General features: G+C 41.7%; 12 protein-coding genes and 1 pseudogene. 6 read left to right on the forward strand and 7 right to left on the reverse strand.

Going from position 1 to position 14,414, the window contains the following annotated elements:
* Positions 1-541: 541 nt before the first annotated feature.
* The 4 genes from hpxZ to V7K67_RS29330 form a co-directional block, all read right to left on the reverse strand.
* Complete coding sequence (gene hpxZ / locus V7K67_RS29315) at positions 542-928, reverse strand: oxalurate catabolism protein HpxZ (protein ID WP_334706600.1); 387 nt, start codon at positions 926-928, stop codon at positions 542-544.
* 21 nt (positions 929-949) lie between these two features.
* The gene (locus V7K67_RS29320; RefSeq protein ID WP_335169526.1) at positions 950-1,543 is read right to left on the reverse strand and encodes an MFS transporter; all 594 of its coding nucleotides are present in this window, start codon (positions 1,541-1,543) and stop codon (positions 950-952) included.
* Between the two features lie 145 nt (positions 1,544-1,688).
* Positions 1,689-2,465, reverse strand: coding sequence for a sulfite exporter TauE/SafE family protein (locus V7K67_RS29325; protein ID WP_334733197.1), 777 nt, complete (start codon positions 2,463-2,465; stop codon positions 1,689-1,691).
* Positions 2,465-3,112: an HAD hydrolase-like protein gene (locus V7K67_RS29330; RefSeq protein ID WP_335169528.1), complete on the reverse strand. Its 648-nt coding sequence runs from the start codon at positions 3,110-3,112 to the stop codon at positions 2,465-2,467. Before V7K67_RS29330 ends, V7K67_RS29325 begins: the two co-directional genes overlap by 1 nt.
* Before the next feature lie 150 nt (positions 3,113-3,262).
* On the opposite strand from V7K67_RS29330, the gene V7K67_RS29335 reads away from it, so the two are divergent.
* The 5 genes and pseudogenes from V7K67_RS29335 (at position 3,263) to V7K67_RS29355 (ending at position 7,637) form a co-directional block, all read left to right on the forward strand.
* On the forward strand, positions 3,263-4,714 hold the full coding sequence (locus V7K67_RS29335; protein WP_334733200.1) for a TonB family protein: 1,452 nt from the start codon (positions 3,263-3,265) through the stop codon (positions 4,712-4,714).
* Positions 4,704-4,904 (forward strand): hypothetical protein, encoded by a 201-nt coding sequence (locus V7K67_RS29340; protein WP_334733201.1) that lies wholly within the window; start codon positions 4,704-4,706, stop codon positions 4,902-4,904. Before V7K67_RS29335 ends, V7K67_RS29340 begins: the two co-directional genes overlap by 11 nt.
* Before the next feature lie 48 nt (positions 4,905-4,952).
* On the forward strand, positions 4,953-5,423 hold the full coding sequence (locus V7K67_RS29345) for a sunset domain-containing protein (protein WP_335169531.1): 471 nt from the start codon (positions 4,953-4,955) through the stop codon (positions 5,421-5,423).
* Between the two features lie 340 nt (positions 5,424-5,763).
* A pseudogene (locus V7K67_RS29350) lies at positions 5,764-5,919 on the forward strand (cytochrome); the annotation flags it as partial.
* Positions 5,920-6,578: 659 nt separating this feature from the next.
* The gene (locus tag V7K67_RS29355; protein WP_335169532.1) at positions 6,579-7,637 is read left to right on the forward strand and encodes a serine hydrolase; all 1,059 of its coding nucleotides are present in this window, start codon (positions 6,579-6,581) and stop codon (positions 7,635-7,637) included.
* Positions 7,638-7,892: 255 nt separating this feature from the next.
* Here the strand turns inward: V7K67_RS29355 and V7K67_RS29360 are convergent, their stop codons facing one another.
* The 3 genes from V7K67_RS29360 to V7K67_RS29370 form a co-directional block, all read right to left on the reverse strand.
* Positions 7,893-8,330 (reverse strand): DUF6918 family protein, encoded by a 438-nt coding sequence (locus V7K67_RS29360; RefSeq protein ID WP_334706606.1) that lies wholly within the window; start codon positions 8,328-8,330, stop codon positions 7,893-7,895.
* Positions 8,331-8,629: 299 nt separating this feature from the next.
* Positions 8,630-11,974: an efflux RND transporter permease subunit gene (locus tag V7K67_RS29365; RefSeq protein WP_335169534.1), complete on the reverse strand. Its 3,345-nt coding sequence runs from the start codon at positions 11,972-11,974 to the stop codon at positions 8,630-8,632.
* A 625-nt stretch (positions 11,975-12,599) separates the two neighbouring features.
* Positions 12,600-13,274 (reverse strand): DUF1997 domain-containing protein, encoded by a 675-nt coding sequence (locus V7K67_RS29370; protein ID WP_334733205.1) that lies wholly within the window; start codon positions 13,272-13,274, stop codon positions 12,600-12,602.
* Between the two features lie 178 nt (positions 13,275-13,452).
* Between V7K67_RS29370 and V7K67_RS29375 the strand changes: the two genes are divergently transcribed.
* Positions 13,453-14,109 (forward strand): NAD(P)H-binding protein, encoded by a 657-nt coding sequence (locus V7K67_RS29375; protein ID WP_334733206.1) that lies wholly within the window; start codon positions 13,453-13,455, stop codon positions 14,107-14,109.
* Positions 14,110-14,414 lie beyond the last annotated feature (305 nt).

The following is a 14,414-nucleotide window of genomic DNA, read 5'->3' on the forward strand; positions in this document are numbered from 1 at the left end:
GATTGCTTTTGCGCCATGTGATTTATTCTACGATGCTATGTGCATCTATTTACTTTTTCTTTTTTGCACTACCCCGATTTATTGAGCGGATACGATTTTTATTCATTTAAAAAAACTTCTTTCGTTAGAGGTTAATTACTCGGTTATATAGTAATAAAAGCGAGAACTTATCATTAACCTTCTAGATTCATCACATTGGGTTGCTGATGATATAATACTCAATTTCAAGAAATGCTGTAACCCAAGTTTATAACAAATGCCAAAATAAAGATGATTTTAAATAATTATAGTCATTCAGGATAAGCTATATTTTATCAAGTTTTTTGAGAGCAAAAAATAAGGAACTAATATGTAATGTTTGCAGAAATCTACCATTATCAATAAGTTGGATTAAATGTTCTAGCGGCAACAAGACGACATCAATCTGTTCCGTAACGTCTAATTTTAAATCAGATACATGTTCTACAAGAGCTTTTTCAAGCCCCTGCCTTTAGGCATGGGGTTTCTGACATCTACTCCTTGATCAAAACTTCTCGTACCATCACACTGGCAATAACGAAACGTGCGCTGAAACCACCTTCCATCCTTCGGTAAACCTGTACCAAGTCTGGCTTTGTCGCCCGAAACGCTCTACACCATTGATAATCCGGCGAAATTCTAAAGTCACGGTTGCGGCATCTTTCCCAAAGGTTACAACCTTGAGATTCGAGATTTCTCGCTCTATTTTTGGGTTTGGTCGATTCTGGCGAAAGTTACGAACTTCATCGCCACCATAGAGGTTTTCTGTAATTCCAAACCGCACTACTTCGGGCGCATCCCAAAACAAGCTATCCATCACCTCTAAATTGTTGCTAGAAAGGGCTTCTTCATACTTGAGGTACAAATCAGTTACTTCAGCGACAACAGTAGGGTCATTTATAGTAGTCATTATTGTTACCAATTTTTGATGTTATGGCTGATTATGCAGGAAGCATCTTACAGCAATGTAACTGATGCTATCAATTAGGAAACATAGCCCCGATCCTAGCGCCACAATTAGTAAACTTGCGATCGCAGGGCCTACCATACTCGTCACACTCACCAGGGAAGAGTACAAGGCAAGGGCATTACCAAGATTTTCCTTACCAACTGTTTCGGGAAGAAATGCCTGCCGAGTCGGAATATCGAAGGCGTTGATCATCCCTTGCAGTACACCAAGAATTGCAATGTACTGGATATTAATCGTACCACTTAGGGCTAGCCACGTTAGAGCTGAAGACTGAAGCATCCCTAGAATTTGGGTAACTAGCAGAATTTGATGACGATTCCAGCGATCGGCAATGATTCCACCTAGAGGAATCAACATAAGTGTGGGAATTTGGCTGGCAAAGCCCACTAGACCGAGTAACCAAGGGGAATCGGTGAGGCGATATACTAACCAACTAGTAGCCACTTGAGTCATGGACGTACCAATCAGAGAAATTGCCTGACCTGTGTAGTACAGGCGAAAATTTCTGGAACTCAAAGCACGCAGCATGACTTGTGATTTTTTTGATGCTTCCATACATCACTCCATAAGAGTTATGAGTCCTTATAGAAGTTCGTATTAGGACTTAAGTACAAGAAAAAAACGAACCGCCAAGGACGCAAAGGACACAAAGAAAGAAAGAAGTTAAAAGGGCTTGGCGCAACTTCACTAAGAAATGGTTTTAACCGTGAATAAAAAAGTAGGCAGTCATGCTGAAGGCAACAATCATGACAAATTTCCGAATTAAGTGCGGTTCAAGTTTACGAGCATAATGGGCGCTTAAATAACCACCAAGAGAGCCACCAACTGCCATCAAAATAGCTTGATGCCAAGCAATTACACCTGCAAAAATAAATGGAACGATCGCAATACCATTGATACAACTCCCTAAAAATGTCTTGAAAGCATTCATTTTGTGAATACTTTTGATACCTAAAAATGTCAAAGTTGCCAGCATTAAAATCCCTAAACCTGCGCCGAAGAAACCGCCATAGATGGCGATCGCTAGTTGAGCCAGTACCAAATTAAACAAGGGTACAGATTCCGGTGATGTATTCTGGTTTCGACGCTGCAACCACTTTTTGAATGGTTCGCCAAAGGTAAAGACAACTGTTGCTAGCAGTAATAGATAGGGAATCAGCTTTTTAAAGACATCTGGCGATGTATACAACAAGGTGATGGAGCCAATCATGCCACCAAACAAACTGACGCCACATAGAAGTAAAAAATCTCGCCGCTCGATGCCCAAATCTTGACGATATGCTCCAGCACTGGCTAGGGAAGCCACCCATATAGCTGTATTATTGGTGGCATTAGCTGCGATCGGGGGTACACCTGTAAAAATGAGAGTTGGAAATGTGATAAAGCTTCCACCACCAGCTACAGCGTTTAATCCGCCTGCAATAAAAGCGGTACTAAACAACAGCAAGCTATGGATAAACGTTAATGATGGCGGCATTATTTTGAGTTACTAATTATTAATCTAGGAATATCACTTGGAGAATGGGCAATCAAGTCAGCACCATGAGCTTTCAATTCCTCCTCAGTTCCATAGCCATAGGTGACACCAATTGAGGCGATTTGATGGCGCTTGGCTCCAATGATGTCATGTGAGCGATCGCCTACCATCACCACAGTAGAAGGTAAAAGTTTTTCTGTTAATAAAATATGGTGAATTAAGTCACCTTTTATACTCCACGTTTCATCAAGTTCACTACCATAAACACCGTCAAAAAGCAAGGATAAGCCAAAATATTCAATAATCTGCGTAGCATAAATATATGGTTTAGAAGTCGCAACAAAAGTTTTATAACCAGCAAAACGAATGGCTTTTAGGGTTTCTGGAATCTGGGGATAAAGGGAGTTTTCAAATAATCCAATTGTGGCAAAGCGATGACGATACAGTGAAATAGCCTGTTCAATTACTGTGCCATCTAAGGTATTGAGTAATTGCGAAAAGCTATCTTTCAGGGGTGGGCCAATACACCAATGTAATTCATCAGCATCCGGTGGTTTGTAACCGAGTTCAGAGAGCGCATACTGAATACAACCAGTGATGCCAGGTTTAGGATCTGTCAAAGTCCCTCTGCAATCCTTACGCTGCATACCCTTCAGCTTAACTTAGTGCCATTCGTCCCTTGCCCTCGATCCCAGACGGCTAAACCATCTGCGAGGAATTATAGACAACCGAAAATAACAGAAACTTGTACCCTATAAATAGACTGCTGAGGCTGCTATTAAAGAAAGTACAATCACATGGCTTCATCTGATAAATTTCTGTACCATCGGAGTGTGCGCCCTCTCGATCTGCTCCAAGGTGTAGTTACTTCTATCCTGCTACACTCTATTTTTTTAGTGGGGAGCAAATATTGGTACAGAGCTTTGATGCATGAGCCGAAGCAAGAAATTAGCCAAGAGATTCCAATCGAGGTAGTTGAAGTTCCCCATAATAAAACAGACATACCTCCTGAAACCTCACTCCGGGCTACCAAAAATTCTCTTGCTGGCGGTAAAGCTTTGCCAGAAAGACCTATTTCTGTGGTGAAGTCAGCGAATCTGGTAGGACATAAAGCCGATAACGAGCGTTCTTCTGACTTAACAGCCTCATCTCCTCTCAAGGTATTCCACGCAGGACGGCAGCAGCAGAAAACGGAATTACCAAATCTATCTGGTCAACAACCGCAATTCAAATCTCGAAAAACAGCATCAGCATCTGCAAGCGAGGCAGTAGCACCAATGACTACACCACTGCCAGTTCCACTTCTTAAAACATCACCCAATCCAAAGCAAATACCTTCAGTACCTGCAACCACAGTGCAAGTACCTAATTCTAAGAAAATTGCAGTAGCACCAGTGACTAGACCACAGCCAGTTCCGCTTCTGAAAACAGCGCCTTTGACAACACCTTTAGTACTCAACCCAAAACAAATAGCGTCAGCACCTGCAACCAAAGCACAAGTACCTAATTCTAAGAAAATTGCGGTAGCACCAACGCCAGCCCAATTGGGAAAAACATCACCAATGAGGACACTAACATCCTCCAACCCAAAGCAAATACCTTCAGCACCTACAACCACGGCACAAGTACCTAATTCTAAGAAAATTGCAGTAGCACCGATTACTACGCCACAGCCAGCCCAATTGGGAAAAACAGCACTTGAAAGAGCTACGACACTACCAGTACCCAGGAGTCCGAAGAAGTTAGGGCAGTCGAGAGTTGGATTCGGTGGGCGAACACCAACTCAAGCTCAGTCATCTCTAAAAACAGGTGCAGCAAGTTTGTTGGGTGGTACTGTGGGTGTATCTAGTCAGAATTATCGCGGCGAGCAACTGGCATCTGTGCCTAATTCCAACCGCGATCGCATTGGGAGTTCTGGTGTTGATGCCAGCAGTCAAGATATAGATATCACCTCTTACTTAAACAAATTAAAACAACGCGTTCAGCAGCAGTGGCTACCAGGAATGAGCCAGTCTAATCGGCGAACGGTACTTAACTTCACTATTAACCGTTCAGGTGAAGTTAACAATCTCAATATTGTACAAACCTCTGGATTTCGTGTGACTGATGAAGTAGCACTCAATGCGATACAGCGAGCTGCACCTTTTGCACCTTTGCCCACAGGATATCGCAAGAACTACATTGATATCGAATTTACATTTGATATCAATGTTTATGGCGAACTAAATTTATGGAGGGATGGTGGCTAACAACAGGAAAAGAGATGACGAAGACTCACGATTTGATAAGATTGATTCTGTCTATGTTGCTCAGATGGGAAGTAGCGTAGTTTTGAAGGGAGAAGTACCAACAGAGAAGATATCAGCACAATTAGTGGATACAGCCAGAGGAGTGAGTGGGGCTTCTGATTTACAGAGCGATCGAGTCAGTATCGCGTAAAATACTAGGAATTAAATATTAGAAGATGAGGAGCAAGAATTAATGACAATGAACAATCAACTAAAACCTCGACAATTGAGCATGGTAGTGACTTTATTGACAGTGCTGCTCCTAAGTAGTTGTGGTCAAAAACCGGAAGAATCTACTAGCACTACGCCTCAAACACCAACTGCGATTGCTCCACCTAGTCCTGCATCTAGTCCTGCATCTAGTCCTGCATCTAGTCCTGCATCTAGTCCTGCATCTAGTCCTATCCCTGGTGGAAATACAACTTCTAGCTCTAAGAAGCCAGTATCGGCGAATAAAGCAGCAGTTTTAGCAGCAGCACAAAATCTCGGAGTGAAACCACAAAACGAAACAACTTGCCCAAGTGATGCACTGGTAAAAGGCAAAATTAGGGATAAGAAAGGTAATATTTATCACCTTCCCAAAACCTTAAATTACGAAAAAGTCAAACCGGATATTTGTTTTAAAGACTCAGCAACAGCACAACTTGCCGGTTTCCGTGCGCCTAAGTGATCTAAACAGGGCAAAGGCGATTGATTTTATACTTCCTCGACTGTAGGATGTAGAATTTGACCTTTTGAAAAAATTCATAATTCCTGATTAATAATTCCTATTTATGTGACATCGGGGGATTTAAACCCCACCATAAATAGGACTGCCTCTATTGGCAGGGGGATCAATTTTTAATTAGGAATTATGAATGATAAATTAATAATTATATTGAATTCAAAATTCTGTGAAAAGGGGATCAAAACTTCTACGATTTTCTGAATGTACATTGGTACAATAGCCAATCGCCCTTTCAGGGAGACCGCTTTCACTTGTCGCTGAAAACTAGTGTGCAGGAACTACTTCAGAAATTGCTCTAGCTTTGAAAGCAAATAAGCAAGTAATTTTGTTGAATATTCATAAAGAAAGTAAACTTTTTTTTAAACTGTCGTCAGAAAATGTTTATATTGTGGAGAGTGTAGATCAGGCGATCGCTACAGCCAAAATAATTTTATACTAATTGAGAATTAGTGAATCAGTAAAGTCTTCCTTGAGGGGATATAAAAAGTCCTGCTGGAGTCAGAATACTCCACCCATGAAGGGATGGAGTTTAAATGAGGAAAAAGTTTCGAGCGTTGTTTGTCCACGTTCGCTTTTAGCGTCTCGTAGAGAGAGACGAGGTTTTAAACCAATATTCATCCGCTTTAACGTTTGCGAATTCAATTCTGAATTCTGGCTCCAGAATAGCTGAATTCTTCTTCATAAAATCCCCTGAAATACCTACAGGTTAAAGAATGTGGCAATTTATGTTAAAACAAAAAGAGCCTTTATTCGCAATAAGTTTTATGGTTCTTCAGTACTTGTTATGCTAAATTAATAATTAAAATGCCAATTTAATAACTGGAGTTTAGACTATCATCTAAATAAACACACTTTTGTCATAACCTTGTAATATTTCTATCAATTAAGTATGTAATAATTTTTGAATCATCAATTCAGATTAGCTGTCAATTACTAATCTAGCAAATCAAGAACATAGTAATTCTATTTGAGTACGAATAGAGTATTTACTAATACTAACATTGCAAACTAATCTAACTATGTTTTTAGCAGGTTATAGATGTTATGCATCAATCCAAAAAGCTGTCGAATCAATAAGTTTATCCTGAAAATAACTCCATGAAATTACGCGATTTTCTACTAACTATTATTAGTACCGTGTTAATAACATCGCCCAGTTTAGCGGCTAGTATCAAATCTCAAATATTTGATGATAATAGGAGTCATTTAGAGTCAGCAATGGATTGGAATTATTTATTGGCTAACTATCCAAGTGGAGTCACTATACAGAGAAATTTGATTCCTAAACTCAAGCAACCAGAGATTCTCACGAATGTAAACGATCCTTCTTTATTTGGTGGAATTATCCCATTAGGCAAAGAGATACCAGAGTTAAAGTCTCAAGTTAGAGCATTAATGGCTCATTACAGTTTTCTCAAACCGGGAATGTTTTTCTTAGATATAGAAACAGGTAATTATTTGAATATTGATGGTGAAAAGGTATTTCCGGCAGCTAGCACTATTAAATATCCGATTTTAATTGCTTTGTTTGAAGAAGTAGATGCTGGGAAAATCAAACTTGATGAAAAGCTAGTGATGCGGCGTGACTTAGTGGCGAGTGGTTCCGGTGACTTACAGTATAAACGAGCAGGAATCAAACTGAGTGTAATGGAAACAGTTAACAAAATGATTACGATCAGTGATAATACTGCTAGTAACATGATTATTGATCGTCTAGGCGGAAAAGCAAAACTCAATCAGCGTTTCCACGCTTGGGGACTAAAAAACACAGTAATTCGCAATATGTTAGGAGACTTTAAAGGCACTAATACCACTAGTCCAGCAGATTTAGTCCGGTTGTCAGCCTTGGTTGACCAACATAAGTTGATTTCAGAGGGGAGCCAAGGACAAGTAATAGATATCTTGCGTCATTGTCATAATAATAAGTTACTGGCAGCTGGTGTGGGTAAAGGTGGAACTATTGCTCACAAAACTGGAGATATTGGATTTTTGGTTGGGGATGCAGGAATTATTAGTTTGCCAAATGGGAAGCACTACTTGGCAGGTATTTTTGTGATCAGACCCCATGATGATGAGCGAGGAAGGGAGTTTGTACGCCAAGTTTCACGGATAGTTTATCAGTATCTAGCTCAACCAAAATTATCCCAGAAATATTAATTTCTTTAAATACTAAAAGGGTAAGCATCGCCTTTCTAGCACAGCTATACACACTTTAGATATTTACAATAAAATTGCCGTGCCAGACAAAGCAGAAAATTATGCATCGCCCGATTAACATTACCTTGTCCAGATCAGACAATTGAACTAATTGATCGAGTGATTATCTAGAGGAGACGGTATGCGATCGCAGTCAATCCATCAACGAAGCTCGTTTCTAAAAGACGCGATTAATCGCGTCTCTACTTCTCTGGCTCAAAACTTAGTGTAATTATTGATAACCTTGGCTAAGTCTGGCACTGCTTCTTCTACGTGCTTTTTGGCTGAACCGCGAAGTTTTTCATAGGTTCCTCGAACGATTGGGCGCTTTGCGTTCTTGACTCTCGCATCGGTGACACCCAGTAGCGCATCTGCTGTATCAGAGCGATTCACACTCAGATATTCAATTGGGTCGCCTTTTTCTACGCCTTCACCCCAGATGGGATCAAGTGCCGTGAAGCATTGCGGCAATATCTGCTCAACTACATAGGGGATGTACCCTGGCTTAATCCCCTTCAAAGCAGCAAAGGCAGTTTTCAAAGCGATGCCGCTCATGCCAGACTTGGATGCAAGCTGTCCTTCAATCATGTTGCAACAGTCCTCTATGACCATAGCCTTTTTGGTCGGATTCAAAAGTCCGTCGCTAAGTCCCATTTCACTCTTCCTTATCTAAGTACTTAATTCTATTCGACTAATTTTTTTAGCAAGCAGGAAATTACAGAAAATGGTATCAGAGTTAGAGGGTCTTATGGATATAAGCCTTTTATGCACAAACTTCTATTGGTGTCAATAGTTTGCTGGGTAAGTAGTTTTGTAGTAAGGACTTTAGTCTTTATTTTCTAAGCACTAAAGTCCTTACCCTGCGGGTGACGCTCGTACCTTGCTAACGCTGCGCTCACTCACTATAAACCTTCAAAACTAGTCACTTTGCTAGAGAGACTTAAGGGCAAAAGTTAGGTTATCCCATCTTGCTGAGACCTAAGTTGTCCCTCTGGTTGACTTGAGCTAGCGGGTAGAGCTTCATGTCTCGATCCCGAAGCTCCATTTGGAGAATCTGGAGGGTTTGAGCCTCCCGATCGCTTCCGAGAAAATATAGCCTGAGCCAAGCTCTTAACCAAAATATACAGAATTGGCACTAAGAACAAACTCAAGAACGTCGAAAGCATCAGCCCCCCAAAGAGCGCTGTTCCTAGAGACCAACGGCTGCTGGCTCCAGCCCCTTGAGAGATCACCAAGGGCAAAAATCCTAACAGTGCTGCAAAGGAAGTCATTAAGATGGGTCGTAGACGTTCTTGCCCCGCTTTCACCGCCGCCCGTGTGTAGCTCATGCCCTGCCCATGCAGTTGATTGGCAAATTCCACGACTAAAATCGCGTTCTTGGCGGCTAGACCAATCAAAGTTACCAGACCTACCTGGCAGTAGATATCATCCACTACTTTCGGGAAGAGGCTACCTGCCATGAAAATATTGGAACGTAGCCAAATCGCCGTCATCGCTCCCAAGACTGCTAGGGGAACTGTCAGCAAAATAATGATCGGGTCAACGTAGCTTTCATACTGAGCTGCTAGCACCAGAAAGACAATCACGAAGGCGAAGGCAAAAATCAAGCCTGTAGATCCCCCAGATGTCTTTTCTTGGAGATAAGTCCCTGTCCACTCATAACCAAACCCTTGAGGTAAGACCTCTGCTGCTAGTTTCTCCATCGCTTGAATCGCCTGTCCAGAACTAGCACCGGGAGCCGGAGCGCCCTGGACTTTGATTGACCTGTACAAGTTATAATGGGAAATTGTTTTCGGCCCCACAAAGGGAGTAACTTTCACCAGATTGCTTAAGGGAATCATCGCCCCACTTCCAGAGCGAACATAGAGCTTGCCAATATCCTCTGGATTAGAGCGGAAAACCCCATCTGCTTGGACATATACTCGATACTGTCGCTGTCCCTGCACAAAGTCATTTACATATTGTGACCCCAAGTAAGTTTGCAGTGCCCCAAAGATGTCGCTGAGTTCAACGTTGAGAGCTTTGGCTTGGTTGCGGTTCACTTGGATGTCAAATTGGGGAGTGTCTGCGGTGAACTGAGTGAAGACTCGTTGTAAAGCAGGGTTTTTATTTGCTGCCCCAATGAACTTTTGAGCAGTATCAAGCAGGGTTTGAATCGGCGCACTTCCGGTTCTATCTTGAATGATAAACTCGAAACCACCTGTACTACTTAAGCCTCTAACTGGCGGAGCATTCACAGCGATCGCTCTAGCATCTGTAATTGTAGAGAGCTTTTTGTTCATCCTCTGAAGTATTCCATAGACAGACTCAGATTCTTTAGGTCTCTCTTTCCAGGGTTTCAGGTTAGCAAAGGCAATGCCTAAATTAGAAGCATTGCCATCGAAACCAAAACCACTGATCATAAAACTAGCTTGAACTTCGGGAAGCGATGTTACTTCCTTGACAACCCGATCCATAACAGATTCGGTGTATTTCAAAGAAACCCCATCAGGCCCCTGGACAACTACAAAGAAGTAACCCTGATCTTCCTCTGGAATAAATCCAGTTGGCACTGCTTTGTACATCAAAACCGTTGCTACTAAACCAGTGATAAAAACCCCAATTACAATCGGCTTAATATGGGTAAGGTAGCTAACAAACCCGACATAGCGGCGTGTAAACCAGCTAAATCCCCGATTAAACTGGGTAAAAAACCATCCTAAAGGGCCCCGTGGAGTCTGAGCCGGGCGCATGAGGATGGCTGCCATACTCGGAGAGAAAGTTAAAGCATTAAAGGTCGAAATGGCAATAGAGCAAGCAACGGTTAACCCAAATTGTTTGTAGACAATCCCAGTTGTGCCCGGAATGAATGTAACTGGAATGAATACTGCCATGAGTACAAGTGAAGTAGCAATGACTGCCCCAGTCAACTCTTTCATGGCTTCCATTGCAGCCTCCAAGGGCTTCAAGCCCTGCTCCAGTTTGACTGCAACTGCCTCCACCACAATAATCGCATCATCCACAACCAGACCGATCGCGAGGACGAAACCAAATAAGGTCAGTGTATTAATCTGAAATCCTAAAACCAAAAGAGCCGCACATGTCCCAACCAGAGAAACGGGGATTGCCACAGTGGGAATGATCGTAGTACGCCAGTCTTGCAAAAAGACAAAAATTACCAAGACCACCAGGATAATCGCTTCAACCAAAGTCTGTAGAACTTCTTCTAAAGAAATTTCTACAAATGGAGTGGTATCAAATGCCACCTGTCCTTTTAGTCCAGGTGGAAAACTCTTCTCTAGTATTTTGATCTGGTTTTCAACAGCATGGGCAACATCCAGGGCATTACTACCGGGAAGTTGATATATCCCCAAACCTACGGCTGGCTTGGGAGTATTTCCTGGGATGGTGAATTTGGCATCAGCAAGATAGCTCTCTGCTCCCAGTTCAACTCGACCGACATCTCTGACCTTAACTAGGGTGCTATTAGGAGTGCTGGTACTATTAGTGCTATTAGTGGTGTTATTAGTAGTGCCATTAGTGCCACTTTGACTTACCTTCAGTACCATATCCTCAAATTCAGCCGCATCTTTAAATCGACTGGTTGCCCGTAAAGCAAATTCAAAACTTTGATTATCTGGTGCTGGTTCCTTACCAATTGCCCCTGCACCCACCTGAATATTTTGTTCTTGCAGGGCAGTTGTCACATCTTGAGGAGTTAGTTGATGTTGGGCAAGCTTGTTGGGATCAAGCCAAAGACGCATGGCATATTTGCGTTCCCCAAAAATCGTGGCTTTTCCTACACCAGGAAGCCGTTTGATCTGATCGAGAATATACAGATCGACATAGTTACTGATAAAAAGGTTGTCATACTCATTATTCTCTGAGTAAAACCCGTAGACCAGAAGGAGACTGCTTGATGCTGTTTCAACGGTGACACCTGTTTGTTGAACAACATTTGGCAATTGAGGTGAAGCCAGCCCTTCTTTATTTTGAACGTTTACTTGAGCAATATCGCTATTGACATGAGTCGGGAAGGAGACAGTTATATTGCTGGAACCATCATTACCAGTATTAGAAGATATATAAGATACATCTTTAACACCATTAATTTGCCGCTCAATGATGTTGGTGACAGTACTTTCTGTTGTTTGAGCATCCGCACCAGTATTGTTGGAACTAACGGTGATTTGCACCGGAGCGAGGTCTGGTAGCTGAGAAATGGGAAGGATCGGAATACAGATGCTTCCCAGCAGCAAAATAATGAACGTGCAGACCGTCGTCAGGACTGGACGTCTGATGAAGGTATTGACAAACATAAATCAAGGAATAAAGGAAAAGTTTAAGACTGGTTAGTGAGGTAGTAGCTTTTTATTAATATAAGAATTTATTAAGGTTTAGTGTTGGCGATCGCATAAAGTTAGCAATTGTAGTATTGGTATAATACACCAAACCCCAAGGAGTTAAAGCGTAGCTTTGGCTCTTTGGGGTTCTTTAGGAATGAAAGGTAATTTACTGAAGATGATATCAGGAGCATCGGTGAGAGGTTAAGATAATATTACTTTTGTCAATTAGAAATTATGCTTAAAATTTGGAAAGAGCCGAGGTATGAAGTTAACTGTTGTACTGAAATTATGGGTTAAGAATAAATGATGCGTATCAAGATGACGCGTAGGCAAAGCCCAACCTAGGCATCGCCCAATCAAAAATTCTGTTTCTAACCCCGATTTCAGCAATATTTTAAGTACTATTGCTTATTGACAAATTGTATCTGACCTTAACCTCTCACAAATGTATCAGGAGTCACAATGGTTGCTTGAGATTAACTCTGCCAAGATGGTTTCAAGCCCTGAAAGTGATGAGTGCTGAGTAAGTAGTGAGTGCTGAGTAGTGAGTGATGGAGATGAAGGAGAAATAACTCCTGCCCCCCTGCCCCCCTTCCGTTCACCGCTTGTGCTTGGAATTGGCAGCAAAGGGTATTTCTAAAGATTTATGAAAATCTTGCTGAACTTTGCGAGTTAAACGACGGGAGACTTGGCGGACGATTTGATTAAGTAAGCGATCGCCTGTAGATTGAACTATAGACTTGGGTAATCGCTGAATAAATCGGGGAAAGTGAAGATAAACTATCAAATCTAATTCCCATTCAACTCTTGTAACCTCACCAATACTAGTAGAAACATCGGTTTTTACTAACTGTAGAGATGCCCGATAGTCTACGTCATAACCAGGCGGTTGGTAGTCAGGAATAGGGATTGTACGGATGCGGTAAATACCCTCATCTGGAGGCAGCAATTCCAAACCAATTTTCGGTTCTACTTCATAACCAAAAGAACCAAAACGACCAATCACTAAAGCATAGCCATTTTCCCCAAGTGATTGTACCTTCATAGGTTCAGCGCAGCGCGAAAACCATGAGGCATGGGCATTGAGATACTCAGCAACCTTCTCGACTGGGGCAGCCATTTCCATACAATCTTGATAACGACCGTAAAATTTGGTGAGCGTCGCTACATTTGTTTCTGTTAAGGTGTCCTTGGTTTCTTCTTGGGTAGACACTACAGGTAAAACTGCTTCTGTTATTTCCCAGGATTTATATTCGCCTTTTCTTGAAAGCATAAATGCATTACTGTATATTTTGGCGTTGGTCTATATTAATGATTCCCCACACTCCTGGATCATTTCGCATTCAGATCCCATTTTGACCGAAACCTCATTAATCTACCATCAACTCCATAGAATTACTAAAATAAAGAACTGAACAAGCACACAATAGTTTCCCAGGATAGCATTTCTCATGAAAGCATTTGTAGCAGGGGCAACAGGTGAAACAGGTCGGCGGATTGTACAAGAATTGATCGCCCGGAACATTCCCGTCATAGCTCTAGTGCGGGATATAGAAAAAGCTAGGGGTATTCTGTCTCCTGAAGCCGAATTGGTAGTAGGTGACGTGTTACAATCAGAAAGTTTAACTGCTGCATTGGGAGATAGCACAGTTTTGTTAGTTGCGACTGGAGCAAAACCGAGCTTTGACCCCGCTGGCCCCTATAAAGTGGATTTTGAAGGGACTAAAAATTTAGTAGATGCTGCAAAAGCAAAGGGAATTGAGCATTTTGTCTTAGTTTCTTCTTTGTGTACTTCCCAGCTTTTCCATCCACTGAACTTGTTTTGGCTGATTTTGTTGTGGAAAAAACAAGCCGAAGAGTATATCCAGAAAAGTGGTCTTACTTATACAATTGTGCGGCCTGGTGGGTTGAAGAATGAAGATAACTCTGACCAGATCGTGATGCAGAGTGCAGATACGCTGTTTGACGGTAGCATCCCCAGACAGAAAGTCGCCAAAGTTGCTATTGAGGCACTGTTTGAAGCAGATGCACGTAATAAAATTGTCGAAATTGTTGCCAAACCGGAAGCAGCTTCAAAAAGCTTTAAGGAGCTATTTCAACAGTGCTGATATTCCACGGGATTCTATTCCCATCCCCGAAATAAGCGGCTCGCTCACATCTTCACAGAAAAGCGATTGTCAATTAGCTTATCTAAATTGACCATCCCTTGATTGAAGTCCCTAAAGCGATCGCTCTCTCGTTTACAACAGACAAGCGATCGCCTTAAATTTCAACCTCATCATCAATAAAAACTCGTGTGCTTCTGCTTTGCTAATATCAAACCCACATTCCGCACTTCATTTTGTAACACAAAGCTTAGTAATAATAAATACATGTTTTTAATGTATAAATACATAAATCATTGGGTGATTAA

Origin of the sequence: Nostoc sp., from assembly GCF_036917155.1 — a bacterium.
In the GTDB taxonomy this organism is placed as follows: domain Bacteria; phylum Cyanobacteriota; class Cyanobacteriia; order Cyanobacteriales; family Nostocaceae; genus Nostoc.